At 67.6% G+C, this 15877-nt stretch carries 14 protein-coding genes; 8 read left to right on the forward strand and 6 right to left on the reverse strand.

Features of this window, described 5'->3' with window-relative positions; genetic code table 11:
- The first annotated feature begins 30 nt into the window (after positions 1-30).
- Positions 31-1035 (forward strand): AAA family ATPase, encoded by a 1005-nt coding sequence (locus ACQKJZ_RS02540; protein ID WP_312488555.1) that lies wholly within the window; start codon positions 31-33, stop codon positions 1033-1035.
- Between the two features lie 27 nt (positions 1036-1062).
- Here the strand turns inward: ACQKJZ_RS02540 and ACQKJZ_RS02545 are convergent, their stop codons facing one another.
- Positions 1063-1908, reverse strand: coding sequence for a type 1 glutamine amidotransferase (locus tag ACQKJZ_RS02545; RefSeq protein WP_427729858.1), 846 nt, complete (start codon positions 1906-1908; stop codon positions 1063-1065).
- Between the two features lie 211 nt (positions 1909-2119).
- Here ACQKJZ_RS02545 and ACQKJZ_RS02550 point away from each other — a divergent pair, with 211 nt between their 5' ends.
- From ACQKJZ_RS02550 to ACQKJZ_RS02560, 3 genes are read left to right on the forward strand one after another with little or no spacing between them, the layout of a single operon-like run.
- Complete coding sequence (locus tag ACQKJZ_RS02550; RefSeq protein WP_427729859.1) at positions 2120-3151, forward strand: radical SAM protein; 1032 nt, start codon at positions 2120-2122, stop codon at positions 3149-3151.
- Positions 3148-3648, forward strand: coding sequence for a metallophosphoesterase family protein (locus ACQKJZ_RS02555; protein ID WP_427729860.1), 501 nt, complete (start codon positions 3148-3150; stop codon positions 3646-3648). The genes ACQKJZ_RS02550 and ACQKJZ_RS02555 overlap by 4 nt, the downstream gene beginning before the upstream one ends.
- 8 nt (positions 3649-3656) lie before the next feature.
- Positions 3657-3854 carry a hypothetical protein gene (locus ACQKJZ_RS02560; protein ID WP_312488551.1) on the forward strand — a complete coding sequence of 66 codons (198 nt, stop codon included), beginning with the start codon at positions 3657-3659 and terminating at the stop codon, positions 3852-3854.
- A 24-nt stretch (positions 3855-3878) separates the two neighbouring features.
- Here ACQKJZ_RS02560 and ACQKJZ_RS02565 read toward each other — a convergent pair whose 3' ends face one another.
- Positions 3879-5924, reverse strand: coding sequence for a M13 family metallopeptidase (locus tag ACQKJZ_RS02565; RefSeq protein WP_427729861.1), 2046 nt, complete (start codon positions 5922-5924; stop codon positions 3879-3881).
- 152 nt (positions 5925-6076) lie between these two features.
- Here ACQKJZ_RS02565 and ACQKJZ_RS02570 point away from each other — a divergent pair, with 152 nt between their 5' ends.
- Complete coding sequence (locus ACQKJZ_RS02570) at positions 6077-6958, forward strand: polysaccharide deacetylase family protein (protein ID WP_427729862.1); 882 nt, start codon at positions 6077-6079, stop codon at positions 6956-6958.
- Positions 6959-6990: 32 nt separating this feature from the next.
- On the opposite strand, the gene ACQKJZ_RS02575 is transcribed toward ACQKJZ_RS02570, so the two are convergent.
- Genes ACQKJZ_RS02575 through ACQKJZ_RS02585 form a run of 3 tightly spaced genes read right to left on the reverse strand, consistent with a single transcriptional unit; the run spans position 6991 to position 10376 of the window.
- Positions 6991-7461, reverse strand: coding sequence for a nucleoside deaminase (locus ACQKJZ_RS02575; protein WP_427729863.1), 471 nt, complete (start codon positions 7459-7461; stop codon positions 6991-6993).
- Between the two features lie 9 nt (positions 7462-7470).
- A complete protein-coding gene (locus tag ACQKJZ_RS02580) occupies positions 7471-9009 on the reverse strand; it encodes a GMC family oxidoreductase (RefSeq protein WP_427729864.1) in 1539 nt (512 codons plus the stop codon).
- Complete coding sequence (locus tag ACQKJZ_RS02585) at positions 9006-10376, reverse strand: alpha/beta fold hydrolase (RefSeq protein ID WP_427729865.1); 1371 nt, start codon at positions 10374-10376, stop codon at positions 9006-9008. Before ACQKJZ_RS02585 ends, ACQKJZ_RS02580 begins: the two co-directional genes overlap by 4 nt.
- Before the next feature lie 193 nt (positions 10377-10569).
- Here ACQKJZ_RS02585 and ACQKJZ_RS02590 point away from each other — a divergent pair, with 193 nt between their 5' ends.
- The 3 genes from ACQKJZ_RS02590 to ACQKJZ_RS02600 all read left to right on the forward strand — a co-directional run bounded on the left by ACQKJZ_RS02590 (position 10570) and on the right by ACQKJZ_RS02600 (position 14903).
- Positions 10570-11139: a Dps family protein gene (locus ACQKJZ_RS02590; protein ID WP_312488544.1), complete on the forward strand. Its 570-nt coding sequence runs from the start codon at positions 10570-10572 to the stop codon at positions 11137-11139.
- A 29-nt stretch (positions 11140-11168) separates the two neighbouring features.
- A complete protein-coding gene (locus ACQKJZ_RS02595) occupies positions 11169-12689 on the forward strand; it encodes an FAD-dependent oxidoreductase (RefSeq protein ID WP_427729866.1) in 1521 nt (506 codons plus the stop codon).
- 252 nt (positions 12690-12941) lie between these two features.
- A complete protein-coding gene (locus tag ACQKJZ_RS02600) occupies positions 12942-14903 on the forward strand; it encodes a putative bifunctional diguanylate cyclase/phosphodiesterase (protein ID WP_427729867.1) in 1962 nt (653 codons plus the stop codon).
- Here the strand turns inward: ACQKJZ_RS02600 and ACQKJZ_RS02605 are convergent, their stop codons facing one another.
- Positions 14904-15821 (reverse strand): crotonase/enoyl-CoA hydratase family protein, encoded by a 918-nt coding sequence (locus tag ACQKJZ_RS02605; RefSeq protein ID WP_427729868.1) that lies wholly within the window; start codon positions 15819-15821, stop codon positions 14904-14906. It lies immediately after the preceding gene.
- Positions 15822-15877 lie beyond the last annotated feature (56 nt).

The raw sequence follows: 15877 nt of genomic DNA on the forward strand, positions 1-15877 counted from the left end.
GTCTATCTCTCTCATTTGAGCCCCTTATCCATGCCCATGATCGATCAGGCCCAGGTCGCACGCGAACAGGCGGACGAGTTTCGGACGGTATTCCACGCCATCCGCGATCAGGTCCGCCGGATGATGGTGGGGCAAGAGGATGTGATCGACGGCGTCCTGACCGCATTGATGGCGGGGGGGCATGTCCTGCTGGAAGGTGTGCCGGGGTTGGGCAAGACGATGCTGATCAATTCGATCAGCCGCGCGGTCGACCTGCCTTTCTCGCGCATCCAGTTCACCCCCGACATGATGCCCGCCGACATCATCGGCACCACCATGCTGACCGAGGCCGAGGGCGGCGGCCATGAGCTGACCTTCCAGCAGGGGCCGATCGTCGCCAATCTGGTGCTGGCGGACGAAATCAACCGCGCCACGCCCAAGACCCAGTCGGCGCTGCTGGAGGTGATGCAGGAACGGCAGGTCACGGTCGGTCGCCGCACGCTGAAGATGCCCGAGCCCTTCTGCGTGATGGCGACGCAAAACCCGGTCGATCAGGAGGGCACCTATCCGTTGCCCGAGGCGCAGCTCGACCGCTTCCTGTTCAAGCTGCTGGTCGGCTATCCGACCGAGGCGGAATATCACGCCATCATCGACCGTACGACGGGTGGCGAGCCGGTGGCGATCGACCCGGTGACCGATGCCGCCACGCTGTGCCGCCTTCGCGACGTGGTGCGGCAGGTGCCGGTGCCCGAAGTGGCGAAGGGCTATGCCATCCGCCTGGTGATGGCGACCCAGCCGGGCAGCGCCTATGCCCCGGAATCGGTCCAGCGCGGCGTGGCGCTGGGCGCATCGCCACGCGGCGTCCAGAGCCTGATCCTCGCGGCGAAGGTCCAGTGCCTGCTGGACAACCGCTTCGCCGTCAGCTGCGACGACATCGCCGCGATCGCGCGGCCCGTCCTGCGCCACCGGGTGATCGTCAACTATCAGGCGATGGCGCGCGGCGACGGGATCGAAAGCCTGATCGACGATATCATGAAGACCGTCCGGCCGTCCTGACCCGCTAGGGGGCGGCCGGGACAGCCCCTAATCGGTTCGGAGATCGGGCAGGCTCGCCAGGAAATTGGCGATCTCGCGGCGGCGGAGCCGTTCCTCGGCGAATTCGCCGTCGACGCCCAGCCGCCAGTGCAAGGCGCGGCTTTCCGGGGCGTCGTGCAGCGCGTCGATGTCGCGGGCGCGCGCCTCGACATCGTCTTCGCTGTCGGCGAGACCCGCTTCGACCAGCTCGTCGGCCTGGGCGGCAATGGCGATCGCGATCTCGCGCAACGCCAGTTCGGGGTGATATTGCACGCCCCAGAACACGCCGCCGTCATGACGTATTTCGGCGGCCTGTACCTGCGTCACGGCATTGCTGGCGAGGAGCGTCGCGCCGGCGGGTAGTTCCAGGACCTCGTCGCCATGGAGCGCGGCGGCGTCCCAACTTGGCGGGCGGCCTGCCAGCAGAGGGTGGGTGCGGCCCGCCTCGGTCGCGCTGATGCGGCGGGCGATGCCGGCCTCCATCCGCTCGGGCATCTTGCGCACCCGCCCGCCCGCCGCCGCCACCGCGATCTGAAGACCGGCGCACGATCCGAACGAGGGCGTGCCGCTGGCAAAGACCCGGCGCATGAATTCCAGCTGTCGCCGTACCTCGGGCCCGTCGTCATAGACGTGCATCGGCGATCCCGTCAGGAATACCGCGTCGAACCGTGCCAGCCGCTCGACCGTGAAGGTCGGGGTGTCGTCATCGGTCGGTGAGACGATGGTGGTGTTGGCACCCGGGCGCATTTGCGCCAGCGTCGCGGCATAGGTTTCGCCCGAGCTCTTGCCCGCGCGCCGGCGCCGGGCCTCGCGTTCTTCGGGCAGTTCGCTCTGGGCTATCAGAAAATGCGGCACGCTGGCCCCTCGGTTGTGAGCGGTCATAACGCCGCCGATCGCCGGATGGTTCGTGGTCGTGTCCGATTAAGTCCCTCACAAGGCGGAAAAAGCCACGCGGCGACCGTCGTGGTTTTCGGCGGACCATATGCCGGTCGTGGATCGTTGGGCGGGGATGGCGAGCTTGGCGGACCCCAAACAGACCCAACGGCCGGCATGGCGGCCGCGCCGGATGTTGATCACGCGCTCGGCGATGGCCTTCGCGCATGGTCGGGCCATCGCCGAGCGTGCCGCCGCCTGGGGTGTCGATGTCGTCACGCTGCCCGGTGACCGCCTGGCCCTGGGGCTGCCCGACGATCCGCGCCGCGCCTATGCCGCCGCCAAGTCGACATTGGCGGTGGTGGTCGCGCCGCCGTCCAAGCGCCGCTTGCAACCCATCGCCCCCAGCGCGGACTGGCGCGTCGATCTGGCCGAGGGATGTCCGGCGCATTGCAGCTATTGCTATCTGGCGGGTTCGCTTAAGGGGCCGCCGATCACGCGCGTCTATGCCAATCTGGATGAGATACTGGACGCGCTTCCCGCCTATCTGGGGCAGGGGACGATCACCTCGCGCAGCAGGACCCGCGCGCAGGAAGGCACCACGTTCGAGGCGTCCTGCTACACCGATCCGCTGGCGCTGGAGCCGATCACCGGCTCCCTGTCGGCGGCGATCGCGTGGTTCGGTCGGTGGGAGGCGCCGGCGCAGCTGCGCTTCACCAGCAAATTCGCCGACGTCGCACCGCTGCTCGCGCTCGATCATCAGCGGCGGACGCGGATGCGCGCATCGATCAACCCGCGTATGTTCGCGCGCTTCGAGGGCGGTACGTCGCCCGTCGCCGACCGGCTGGCGGCGCTTCGCCGGATGGCGCTGGCGGGCTATCCGGTCGGGCTGACCATCGCGCCGATCATCGCGGCCGAGGGATGGCGTGAGGCGTATGGCGAATTGCTGACCCAGGCGGGGGCGGCGCTGGCGGATCTTCCCGATCTGGACCTGACCATCGAGCTGATCACCCATCGCTTCACCAGCGGATCGAAGGCGGTGCTCGACAGCTGGTATCCGGGCTCGTCGCTCGACATGGGCCCCCGGAACCGCGTGACCAAGCACACCAAGTTCGGCACCGAAAAGCAGGTCTACGATGCCGACACGATGCGCACGTTGCGTGCCTTCTTCGAGGACGGGATCGCGACGGCGCTGCCCTCGGCGCGCATACTGTACTGGACATGACGGTCTTCTTCACCGCCGACACGCATTTCGGCGATCACCGCACCATCAACATTCAAAAGCGCCCGTTCGCCAGCGTCGCGGAGATGGACGCCGCGATGATCGAACGGTGGAACAGCGTCGTCGCGCCGGGGGACGTCGTCTGGCATCTGGGCGATGTCGCGTGGCGGCCGGCGGATGTGCCGGACATCCTGGCGCGGCTCCATGGCACCAAGCACCTGCTGCGCGGCAACAACGATCCCGACGCGACCCTGACGGCGCCCGGCTGGGCCAGCGTCGGCGACTATGCCGAACTGACGCTGGGCGACCGCGCGCTCGTGCTGTGCCATTATCCCTTTCGCAGCTGGAACGGGCAGCACAAGGGCGCGCTGAACCTGCATGGCCATAGCCATGGGCGATTGAAGCCCATGCCGCGCCAGTTCGACGTCGGGGTCGATGTGCACGATTTCGTCCCGGTAACGCTCGACCGGCTTCTCATGACGCGCGGAAAGGTGCGATAGGGCTTGCCATGTTGAAGACACGCATGAAGCGTATCGCGGATCATCACGCGACGACGGCGCGGACCATCGCCAGGATCGAGGCGTCGGTCGTCGCCCTGAGCGACGAGGATTTGCTCGACCTGGCGGATATCTTCGCGGGCGAACCCGCGACGCCGCTGGCCGACATGGCGGGCGTGGAAATGGCGAAGCGGGGCCTGTCGCTCTAGGGCCCCGCTTCGGTCCGTGCGCGCTTACCAGACGTGGACGCGCTTTTCGGGCGTCAGGTACAGCTTCTGTCCCGGCTTCACCTGGAAGGGGGCGTACCAGCCGTCGAGATTGCGCACCGTCAGCACGCGCCAGGGGGCGGGGGCATGGACATCGGTTGCGATACGCGCGCGCAGCGCCTTATCGCGCATCTTGGTGCGCCAGCTCTGGGCAAAGGCTAGGAAGAAGCGCTGGTCGCCGGTCAGGCCGTCGATGACCGGTGCCGGCTTGCCGCCCAGCGAGGCGTGATAGGCCTCGAACGCGGCGGTCAGGCCGGCGACGTCGGCGATGTTCTCCCCCAGTTCCTGTTCGCCATTGAGGTGCAGGCCGGGCAGCGCCTCATAGGCGTCATACTGCGCGACCAGCGCTTTGCCCGCCGCCTCGAACCGGGCGAGGTCGGCCGGCGTCCACCAATTGTGCAGCCGCCCGGTCGAGTCGAAATCGCTGCCCAGGTTATCGAAGCTGTGGCTGATCTCATGCCCGATCACCGATCCGATCGCGCCGTAATTGGCGGCGGCGTCGAACCTGGGGTCGAAATAGGGGCTCTCCAGGATCGCAGCCGGGAAGTTCAGCGCGTTCTGTAGCGGCAGGTTGACCGCGTTCACCGTCTGCGGCGTCATCCACCATTCGCTGCGATCGACCGGCTTGCCCAGCTTCGACAGGTGGTAGCGGTAGAGGGACAGCTTGGCGCGCTGCGCGTTGCCGACGGGATCGTCGGCACGCACGGCATAGATCGGGTAATTCCACCAATGGTCGGGATAGCCGACGCCGACCTTCAGCACGGCCAGCTTGCGCCGCGCCTCCGCCTTGGTCGCGGGCGCCATCCAGTCGAGCGCGGCGATGCGCCGGTCGAAGGCGGCGACGATGTTGGCGACCATCTTCTGGATCTCGACCTTGGACGAGGCCGGGAAATAGCGCTGGGCATAGATTTTGCCGACCGCTTCGCCCAGCGCGCCGTTGACCGCCGCGATCCCGCGCTTGTCGCGCGGCTGCTGCGCCGGCGTGCCGGTCAGCGTGCGGCCGTAAAAGTCGAACGAGGCGTCGTTGATCGCCTTGGGCAACACGCTGGTCACCTGGTTGACGGTGTGGAAAGCCAGCCAGTCCTGCCAGCTTTGCAGCGGCTCGCTGGCGACCAGGGCCGACAGCTTGGTGATCGCCTCAGGCTGCCAGGCGATGAAATCGCGCTGGTTCGCGGGCATGCCCGCCGCCGTCCAGAAGGCGTTCCAGTCCATGCCGGGCGCGCGCGTGGTGAAATCGGCGCGGGTCCAGGGATTGTCGCCCTTGTGCGCATCCTGGCTGGCGATGATGTCGGTCTGCGCGGCGGCGATCTTCATCTCCAGCGCGAAGACGCGATCGGCGCGTCCTTGCGGATCGGACAGGCCGGCAAGCTGCATCAATTGCGTCAGATAGGCGCGATAGGCGGTGCGGATCTCGGCCATGTCCGGCTTGTCGGACAGGTAATAGTCGCGGTCGGGCAGGCCCAGGCCGCCCTGCATCAGATAGGGAACGTTGCGCGTCGGCCGGTTCAGATCCTGGCTGACGAACAGGCCGAACAGATTGTTGGTGCTGGCATAATTGTTATTGTTGAAGGGATCGGTGTCCGAGCGCATCGCCGCGCCGATCGCGGCCGACAGGGCGCGCTTGTCCCTGATCGCGGCGATCGCCGCTAGATCGCCCTGAATCGGCCTCAGCCCGCGCGCCTCGATGCCGGCGGTGTCCACAAAGGCGGCGTAATAGTCCGCGATCCGCTGCTGGTCGCTGCCCGGCGCGCTCTTGGCGGCCGCGGCGCCCTTGATGATCGCGGCGTTGCGCGCCTCGGCCTTCAGCGAGACGTCCAGGCCGACGCCGATCGCGGAGCGGTCGGCCGGGATCTGCGCGGTCTTGCGCCATGTCCCATTGGCATAATCGTCGAAATTGTCGCCGGGCTTGACGCTGTCGTCCATCAGCGCCTTGTCGACGCCCGACAGGGTGCCGCTCTGGGCGATGGCAGCGGAGGAGGCGAGCAGGGCGACGGCGAGGGCGAGGCGTTTCATATCTGTCCTGGGATCAGCGGTTTTCGCATCGATCAGCACCCGATCGCCCATGCAAGTCAAGTGTCAGATGATACGATCTTCGACCTCGACCCACCGCCGCGATGCCATGCGCCGGGCGGGCATCCATTCCGGCGCGGCGGCGTTCAGCCGTCATGAACCAGTCCGAACCGGGGCGTTACCCTTTCCGTGCCATCACCCAACGCCCCGTCTATGACTGGCCGGGCGGGCGGCGGCTGGCCATCTATTTCGGCGTCAATTACGAGGTGTTCGACTTCGATGGCGGGCTGGGCCCCGAACTTGCGCCGTCGCAGACCGAACCCGATGTCATGAACTATGCCTGGCGCGACTATGGCAACCGGGTCGGCGCGTGGCGGCTGTTCGATATGTTCGACCGGTTGGAATTGAAGACGACGGCGCTGCTGAATGCGGTAGTCCTCGATCGCTGCCCCGGACTGGCGGAGGCGTGTCGCGACCGGGGTGACGAGATCGCCGCGCATGGCCGCACTAACGCCAAGGCGCAGGGCGCGCTCTCAGCGACGGACGAACGGGCGATGATCGACGATGTGACCGATCGGCTGGCCGCGCTGGGTACGCGCCCGACCGGCTGGCTGGGGCCGTGGATTTCGGAAAGCGCGGCGACACCCGATCTGCTGAAGGCGGCCGGCTACCGTTATGTCATGGACTGGGCGCATGACGATCAGCCGACGCGGATGGCGACCAGGCACGGCGACCTGTTGTCGGTCCCCTATTCGCAGGAGATCAACGACCTGCCCGCCGTGATCCAGCGGCAGCAGGAGGCGACCGGTTTCGCCGCCATGATCCGTGACGCGGTCACGCAATTGCTGACCGAAGCCGATCGTCGGCCGCTGGTGCTGGGCATCGCGCTCCATCCCTATATCATGGGGCAGGCGCACCGGGTGCCGCCGCTCGCGCGGGTTCTGGAGGAACTGCGCCGGGCGGACGATCCGCGCATCTGGTGGACCACCGCCGGTGCGATCGCCGAGCATGTCGAGGCCAACGACCTGGCGGTGTGACGTCCTGCGTCAGCGGCGAAGGGCAGGCGCGTTCAGGCGCGGGAGCGGGCGTGGAGCGCGCGGATCGTGTCGGCCAGCGCCTCGACCGGCCCCTCGACCTCGGCATCCTCGATCACCGCCGTGATCGGAAGCGGCGTGATGCCGAGTGGCGGTTTGCCCAGCTCCTCCATCCAGCGGGTCAGTTGCGCGGTCGAGCTGGCATAGACGATCCGCCCCAGACCCGCGAGGCCATGCGCGGCGGCGCACATCGCGCAATGCTCGCCCGAGGTATAGACGGTCGCCGCACGCCGGTCCTCGGGGGACAGATGCTCGACCGCCCAGCGCACGATCGCGAATTCGGGATGGCGGGTCGGATCGCCGCCACCGATACGGTTGCGATCCTCGAACAACACCGCGCCGTCGCCGGAGACGAGGATGGAGCCGAACGGCGCATCGCCGGCCTCCACCGCTTGCGCGGCGAGCGCGACGCAGCGGTGGAGATGGTTCAGGTCGGTCTGGTTCATCGCGGTGGCTCAGTGGCTGGAGGACAGGAAGCGATCGGCGGTGCGCAGCGACAGCGCCATGATGGTCAGCGCCGGATTGGCTGCTAGCGCACTGGGGAAAACCGAATTGTCGCAGATCCACAGATTGGCGATGTCGAAACTGCGCCCATCCGCATCGACCACCGCCTCGTCGCCATTGTCGCCCATGCGGCAGGTGCCGATGGTATGGGCGGAGCGGTCGACCGCGAAGATGTCCGCAGCGCCCGCCGCTTCCCATATCGCGGTCATGGTGCGCCGCGCGTGGCGGTCGATCGCGCGTTCATTGTCGTGATAGCTGAAGTCGATCCGTGCCTTGCGCTGGTCGAAGGCGTCCACCTCGTCCGACAGGGTCAGGCGGTTGTCGGGATGGGGCAGGCAGTCGCCATTGATGCCGATTCCCGCCATATGGTTGTAGTTCCGCAAAATGTCCTGCAACCGCGCCCCCCACATGCCGGCACCGCGTGCCAGATTGGTGGCCAGGTTGACCGGCAACACGCCCAGGCTCTGGATCAGATAGCCACCGACATGGTCGGCATCGACCGGGCGCATCATGTCCTCGGTAATCAGCGACGACGGATAGCCCCGGTTCATCCGCATCGCATCGTCGAACCGACCCCAGACCTGGGTCGCGACATGCGCCATGAAGTTGCGCCCGACCTGCCCGCTGGAATTGGCGAGGCCCAGGTTGAGCAGCAGGCGCGGGCTCTCGACTCCGCCGGCGCACAGAAAGACGGCGCGGCATCGCTGGCGCCGCTCCTCACCGCCCTGGCGATAGACGACCCCGTCGATCCGCCCGGCATGGTCGAACTCGAACGACAGCACGCGCGCGCCGGGGCGCACCTCCGCGCCGTGCGCGACCGCATGGGGAAGATAGCTGGTGTCCATGCTGGTCTTGGAGGCGTTGCGACAGCCCTGATGACAGGTGCCGCAGTTCACGCAGGCCTGACGCTGGCCCCAATGGGGCTGGTCGCGGTCGCGCGAGACCAGCGCGGCGGGCGCGTCGGTGGCGGTGATGCCGATCGCCTCGCATCCCCGCGCCATGGCATCGGCGGAGGCGTTGCGCAGCACGGGGGGATAGGCGAAGCGGCGCGATGCATCCCAAGGATAATCAGCCGGTCCCGATACGCCGGTGAACGCCTCGACCTTCTCGATATAGCCGATCAGTTCGGCATGATCGATCGGCCAGTCCGCGCCTTGCCCGGTCATGCTGAGCAGTCGCAGATCGCGTGGATCGGGACGCGGGCAGAAGGCACCCCAGTGCAGCGTCGATCCACCGACCCCCATGCCCGAATTGTTCGCGCCGAAGGCGGTCGGGTCGTCGCCTCCGCTCAACCTTTCCTCCATCCAATAGATGTCGGCGGCGAGTTCGTCGGCGACATGCTCATTGGGGGTGAAGGCGCGCCCCGCCTCCAGCGCGACGATCGACAGCCCGGCCTCGGCCAGTCGCGCGGTCAGGGGCGCGCCGCCAGCGCCGGTGCCGATGACGACGGCATCGACCGTCTCGGTTTGCGCATAAGGGGGGCGGCTCATGCGCCGGTCTCCGCCGGCATGGCGTCCGGGGCCGTCTGCCACGCCTCGGCATCGTTGGCCGCGGCGCGGATATAGCCCTGCTTGCGCGGACCATCGCCGCCCACCGCAAACCCGTCATAGCCGATCGCCGCCATGGTCGCGGGCAGCGACACCCATTGGCGCACGATCTCGGCCCGTACATCCTCGAACCACAGGCGCATCTGATCGGGCGAAAGGTGGGTGCCATCGTCCTCGATACCGGCGTTCCCGGCGTCGATCCGCACGAGCCATTCGCCCTGCGCCTCGGCAGCGAGCGCGGCGAATGTCCCGGTCAGCCTGTCGAGCGTCGCGACGCCACGATCCCAGGCCTCCGCATCGGCGGGCAGCACCGCGAAGCGCCAGCCGTCGCCTTGACCGCCCAGGACGCTCGCCTCGACCCGGCGGGCGAGATCCTGCCGGTCGTCATGGTCGGGCAGGACATGCCCGATCAGGGCCGTCACCACCTCGCGCTGCGCCGGCGACCAGCCATCGGCGATCCCGGCGGTCGGATGCGTCCGCTCCAGCATGGTCGCACGGGTACGCCGGCTGACCCGCCGGGACCCCAGCACGCCGAGGAAGCCGGGCGGCAGGATCGAAGGCGCGACGGCCGCGACATGGCCCGCGATCAGCGTCGCCAAAGCCTTGGGCTGTTCATAGGGGATGAGATGGGCGGCGTCCGCGACCGAACGGAGCTGGGCATGGGCATAATGCGGCACGTTCAGCCGTCGCTGCGCCTCCTCGCCCAGATCGCCATCCTCCGCCCCCGCGACGATCAGCGCCGGGATGGTGATGCGCCCGATCGATGCGCGCCAATCCTCCAGGCTGCCACGCTCCAGCCAGCCCAGCCATGCCCGGCGGTCGGATCGGCGGACATCGGCCATCGCCTGATCGCGCCAGGGGGCGGGGAGGGGGGCGGCGGTGTTGGCGTCGACGAAGGTCGCTGCATCCGCCGCCCCGATCGGGCCATCGGCGACCCAGCCTATCATCCGCTGGCGGCGGCCCTCGTCCATCGGCTCGGGCGCGGGCGGGGAAGCGGCGACCAGCACCACGCCGATCACGCCCGCCAACCCGGCCTCGCCCGCCGCCGCCCGGGATGCGATGACGGTGGCGATCTTGCCGCCCATGCTGTGCCCGACCAGGATGCAGGCGGTCAGCCGACGCCGGCGAATTTCGTCGGCGACATCATCCGCCATCGCGGCGACATCGGCATAGCCCTCGTCCGCGCGGTTGCCGAAGCCGGGCAGGTCGAGTGCGATGGCGGGAATATCGGGCAGGCGATCGCGCACGCGCTGCCATTCCCGGTGGCTCGCACCCAAAGCGTGGAGGAATAGCAAAGTCGGTCTGGTCATGCGGTCTCGCCCATAAATCCCCTGCTGGACGTCGCAGCGGCGGGACCGTTCCGATCATCACGGCAATAAGGAAAATTAATTTGGATCATTGCTCTGAAGGCGGGACCTCTTCGTGCGCGACCGACGAATTCATGGAACCGAGCGCGCGGGCGTGCGCTTCGGTGCCATCTGTTTCCATGATCGGAGTTAAGTCGTGGCCGATACCGACCAAGCCCAGCCGCAGTACAAGATCGAATATCGCGAGATCCAGGCGTTCGGCACGCTGAAGGACCTGCCGCTCGGCCTGTCGGACAATGCCCGCAAGCAAAGCGTCTCGATCCTCAACCAGGTTCTGGCCGACACGATGATGTTGCGCGACCTGTATAAGAAGCATCACTGGCAGATGTCGGGCGCGACCTTCTATCAGCTGCATCTGCTGCTCGACACGCATTACGAGAAGCAGGCCGAACTGGTCGACATGGTGGCCGAGCGCATCCAGGCGCTGGGCGGGATCAGCATCGCGACGCCGCATGACGTGGCCGAGATGACGCGCATCCCGCGTCCGCCGCGCGGTCGCGAGGACGTGCCGACGATGCTGGCGCGCCTGTTGGAGGCGCACAAGGTCGTGCTGGAACAGGCGCATGAGGGCGCCAAGACCGCCGACGAGTCCGGCGATGACGGCACCAACGACCTGCTGGTCAGCGACATCATCCGCTCCAACGAACCGCAGGTGTGGTTCATCGGCGAGCATTTGGCCGCGACCGCCTTGCAGCGCGCCGACTGATCTCGAAACCCCGGAAAGGAATAGAGGCGATGTCGGAACGCGATCTGGCGAAGGGCATCGCCTCGACTGAGTTGGCCGAGGGGCGGATCGTGCCCGGCACGCTGGACGGGCAGGATGTGGTGCTGGTCCGGCACAAGGGTCGGGTCTGCGCCTTGTCGGGCCAGTGCACCCATTTGAAAGCGCCACTGGCCGACGGCATCCTGGCGGACGGTACGCTGCGTTGTCCCTGGCATCATGCGCGCTTCGATGTCGAGACGGGCGAAGCCGTGGGCGCGCCCGCCTTCGCCCCGCTCGACCGGTTCGCGGTCGTGGAAGAGGACGGACAGGTCCGTGTCACGGGGCCGGTCGAGACGGTGGCGCGCCCTGCGCCGGCGGACGGCGTCGACATCGGGCGGATCGTCATCATCGGCGCGGGCGGCGCCGGCCATGCCTGCGCCGAGATGCTGGCGCGCCACGGCGCGGGCGTGGGCGTCACGGTCATCGAGCAAGAGGGCGAGGCGCCCTATGACCGGACCTTCTGTTCCAAACAGTATCTGGCCGGCAAGGCCGATCGCACGCAGGCCGCGCTGCCTGACTTGGTGGGCGTCGATCTGCGGCTCGGCACCACGGTGACGCGGATCGACCGGCAGGCGAAGGCGGTGATCCTCGGAGATGGCGAGCATATCGCGTACGATACGCTGGTCCTCGCGACCGGCGCGGCGGCCGTGCGTCCCGATTTCTACGGCGCCGGGCGCGACGATGTGCATCTTATCCGCCGGCTGGCCGATGCCGACCGGTTGATCGCCACGCTGGGGCAGGCGGAGCGCGTGATCGTGACGGGGGCGAGCTATATCGGGCTGGAGGTCGCCGCCTCGCTGATCGCGCGCGGCCTGACGGTCTCGGTCGTCGCCGATGGCGACCTGCCCCTGGAAAAGACCGCCGGGCCCGAGGTCGGCGCGATGGTCCGCGATCTGCATGAGGCGAAGGGCGTCGCATTCCATCTCGGCCGCCGCATCGCGCGCTGGGACGGTCGCACCGCCACGCTGGACGATGGCACGTCGGTCGAGGGCGATCTGGTCGTCGCGGGCATCGGGGTGCAGCCGCGCCTCGACCTGGCCGAAGCGGCGGGGCTGGCGATCGCCGACCGGGCCGCTGGCGGAGGTGTGCGGGTCGATGCGATGCTGCGCTCGTCGGACCACGACATCCATGCGATCGGCGACATCGCCAACGTTCCCGATCCGCGCCTGGGCCATCCCATCCGGGTCGAGCATTGGGTGGTCGCGCAGCGCATGGGCCAATGGCTGGCCCGGCGCCTGTTGGGTCTGGTCGACGGCGATTATGGCGACGTCCCCTTCTTCTGGTCGGGGCATTACGACCTCAGCCTGCGCTATGTCGGCCATGTCGCCGCGCCCGACGACCGCGCGATCGACGGCACCGTCGCGGAGCGGGACTTCGCTCTGTCCCTCGCCGAGGGGGGTCGCGAGCAGGCCGTCCTGACCGCCGGCCGCGACAAGCTGGCACTGGAGAAGGAATATCTTTGGGAAAGCGGCGCGCCGAATTCGCGCGGCTGATCCCGACGCTTCCACCGCGCAGACGATAGCGCAGACCGGGAAGGCGCCGTTTTGGTCGATAATATGCGGTAAGGCACGGTCTGGATCGCCCCTCTGTGGCCAAAATGGGCATTGATAGAGGGACGTCGACACTCACGGCGCCATGTAGGTCGGCGCTTCCGCAGCAATTGGTTCGGTCGACCGGCTGACAGCCGGTGAAATGCCTCTTGGCACTCCTGTCGGATCGGATAAGCATTCGCGCAGGAGATTGATATGAAACGCTTAATCCGCCGGATGAAGCATTTGCGCCGCGCCGACGATCAAATCTCCGCCCGCGTTCGCGCGGTTCTGGTCGAGACGCTCTATGCCTCGCCACGTTCGCTCGTCATCGGGGCGCTGACCAGCAGCGCGATCGCGGCCGTCGTCGCCGAGGTCAGCGGTGATCCCTGGCTGATCGGATGCGCAATCCTTATCGCGTTGGTCGGACTGGTTCGGATCGTCGACGCGTTGCGGATGCGCGAGGCGGCGATGGTGCGACAGCAGGAGCAGGGATACCGCCTGGGGGCGTTGAGCTATGCCGGGCTGCTGGGCGTCTTCGGATGGCTGACGCTGATGCGGACCGAGGACAGCGTGCTGCACCTCCTCTCGGTCACGACCGCCATCGGCTATGCGGCGGGGATCGCGGGGCGCAATGCCGGCCGACCGCTGATCGCGCTGTCGCAACTCTGTTTCGCCTCGCTGCCGCTGGCGGCCGGGCTGCTCTTTCCCTTCGATCCGCTCAAGGCGCTGCTGGCGGCCGTCATCCTGTTCTTCGTTCTGGCGATGAGCGACATCACGCAACAGACCTATGCCGCCATCCTGCGCGCGACGATCGCATCGGACGAGAAGGCGGCGCTGGCCGAGCACAATGCACGGATGGCCCGCCGTGACGACTTGACGGGCGTGTCCAACCGCACCGCCTTTCGCGAGCATTTCGAGGAGCGGCTGGGCAGCTATTCGACGCAGCAGGGCCGGCTGGCGCTGCTATGGCTCGACCTCGATCGCTTCAAGGAGGTGAACGATTTCTTCGGCCATCTCGCGGGCAATGCGCTCCTGATGGCGGTGGCGGAGCGCCTGAACGAGCGCTTCGGTCAGCAGGGGATCGTCGCCCGCCTGGGCGGCGACGAATTCGCCGTGCTGTGCCGCGTTCCCCATGACCAGGCGGCGAGCCGGATCGGCGACACGATCCTGGAACTGGTGCGCCGGCCGGCCGCATTCAACGGCCACGATCTGCGCACGACCGCATCGATCGGCATCGCCATCGCACCCGACGACGGCACCGATGCCGACACGCTCCTGAAGAATGCCGATCTGGCGCTCTACCGCGCCAAGGAAAGCGGCCGGGGCCGCTTCTTCTTCTACGAGCCGCTGATGGACGAGAAGATCGAGCGTCGCCGCCAGCTGGCGCTCGCCATGGACGGCGCGCTGGAGCGGGACGAGTTCGCGCTGGCGTTCCAGCCGATCTTCGACCTGGCGAAAGGCGGCATCACCTCGTGCGAGACGCTGTTGCGCTGGCACAGCCCGCAATTCGGCACGGTTTCGCCGGGCGAATTCATTCCGATCGCCGAGGATAACGGCCTGATCGTCAAGATCGGCAACTGGGTCCTGCGCCAGGCGTGCCGGGCGGCGTCACAATGGCCCGCCGGGGTGACGGTGGCGGTCAATCTCTCGCCGGTGCAGCTGCGCGTCCCCGACCTGACCGGCATCGTGAAGAACGCCCTGGCGGCCAGCGGCCTCCCGCCCGAGCGGCTGACGCTGGAGGTGACCGAGTCGGTGCTGCTCGACGATGTCGAACGCTCGCTCGCGGCGCTGACCGCGCTCAACGACATCCATGTCTGCACGACGCTCGACGATTTCGGGACCGGCTATTCCTCGCTCAGCTATCTGACCCAGTTTCCGTTCCAGACGCTGAAGATCGATCGCTCCTTCGTCATCGACCTGGAACATAATCCGGCTTCGGTGGCGATCGTGCAGACCATCGTCGACCTGGCCGCCAAGCTCGGCATGCGCACCGTGGCGGAGGGGGTGGAGACTCCCGCGCAGCTCGAACAGTTGCGACGTACGCGCTGCGACGCGGTGCAGGGATTCCTGCTGGCGCGGCCCCTGCCGGCGGACGGGGTGATCGCCCTGTTCGCCGAGCAGCGGGCCGCGCAACGGGGCCCCGGACGGGATGATCCGGCGTCCGGGGCCGATTGATCAGTCGCCGGCCTTGTCTAGCAACCGCGTCTGCGCCGCGACCAGCCGTTCCATGCGCTTCAGATCCGCCTCGGTCAGGCGCAGCGCGGCGTCGGCCCACAGGTCGACCACCGCCTCCAGCTCCGCCAGGGAGAGCGGATTGACCGCGCGCGACGCCTCGTAAATGGCGCAATGCGCGCTGTGCCGCCGGTCGTTCTGGCGGATATATTCGGCGACCATGTGCCGGCCCCGTCCCGGTTCGGCCAAGCCATGGACCAGCCCCATCTCATACAGTTCCTCGGCGCTATAGGTCCGGCCGCTCAGGATCATGCGCTCCGCCCGGGCCGTGCCCAGCCGCCGCGACAGGAAGCAATGCGCGCCCATGCCTGGGAACAGGCCGAACAGCGTCTCGGGCAGGCCGAAGCTGGTGCCACGCTCGGCGATCACGACATGGAAGGACAGCAGCGCCTCGAACCCTCCGCCCAAAGCATCACCCTCGACCAGGGCGATGGTGATGATCGGCCGCTCCAGCCCGCGCATGTTGCGATGGAGGATCTGGACGCAAGTTCGGCCGTATCGCGACAGCGCCGCATGGTCGCGGGTGCGGATCGCATGGGCGAACAGGTCGAGATCGCCCCCCAGCGAGAAGACGCCGGGAAATTGCGAGCCGAGCACGACATAGCGGATCGGCATGGCGCCGGTGTCGACGGCATGTACGATATCCTCCTGCCACCGGACGAAATCCGTCAGCAGATCGGGATTGAAGCTCGGTCGGACACGGGGGCGCATGTCCGTCCAGAGCGTCCGGGTGGTCTGATCATAGCGGGTCGCCAGCTGCTCCAGCGCGAACAGTGGTGTCGCGGGGTCGCCGGGGAAGGGGAGATGCCCGGTCAGCGGATTGCGCAACGCGGTCGCCAAACGGGGGTCGTGGATCGTCATCGGTTTTCACTTTCGGTTTGCAGCACCATGCCGCACACCGAAAATAGGACCGTTAC

This window comes from Sphingomonas sp. NPDC019816 (genome assembly GCF_050274375.1).
Taxonomy (GTDB): Bacteria; Pseudomonadota; Alphaproteobacteria; order Sphingomonadales; family Sphingomonadaceae; genus Sphingomonas.

Coding starts and splice junctions, on each gene's coding strand:
- ACQKJZ_RS02540 (WP_312488555.1), top strand. CDS start 31: ATGCCCATGATCGATCAGGCCCAGGTCGCACGCGAACAGGCGGACGAG.
- ACQKJZ_RS02550 (WP_427729859.1), top strand. CDS start 2,120: ATGTTGATCACGCGCTCGGCGATGGCCTTCGCGCATGGTCGGGCCATC.
- ACQKJZ_RS02555 (WP_427729860.1), top strand. CDS start 3,148: ATGACGGTCTTCTTCACCGCCGACACGCATTTCGGCGATCACCGCACC.
- ACQKJZ_RS02560 (WP_312488551.1), top strand. CDS start 3,657: ATGTTGAAGACACGCATGAAGCGTATCGCGGATCATCACGCGACGACG.
- ACQKJZ_RS02565 (WP_427729861.1), bottom strand. CDS start 5,924: ATGAAACGCCTCGCCCTCGCCGTCGCCCTGCTCGCCTCCTCCGCTGCC.
- ACQKJZ_RS02570 (WP_427729862.1), top strand. CDS start 6,077: ATGAACCAGTCCGAACCGGGGCGTTACCCTTTCCGTGCCATCACCCAA.
- ACQKJZ_RS02575 (WP_427729863.1), bottom strand. CDS start 7,461: ATGAACCAGACCGACCTGAACCATCTCCACCGCTGCGTCGCGCTCGCC.
- ACQKJZ_RS02580 (WP_427729864.1), bottom strand. CDS start 9,009: ATGAGCCGCCCCCCTTATGCGCAAACCGAGACGGTCGATGCCGTCGTC.
- ACQKJZ_RS02585 (WP_427729865.1), bottom strand. CDS start 10,376: ATGACCAGACCGACTTTGCTATTCCTCCACGCTTTGGGTGCGAGCCAC.
- ACQKJZ_RS02595 (WP_427729866.1), top strand. CDS start 11,169: ATGTCGGAACGCGATCTGGCGAAGGGCATCGCCTCGACTGAGTTGGCC.
- ACQKJZ_RS02600 (WP_427729867.1), top strand. CDS start 12,942: ATGAAACGCTTAATCCGCCGGATGAAGCATTTGCGCCGCGCCGACGAT.
- ACQKJZ_RS02605 (WP_427729868.1), bottom strand. CDS start 15,821: ATGACGATCCACGACCCCCGTTTGGCGACCGCGTTGCGCAATCCGCTG.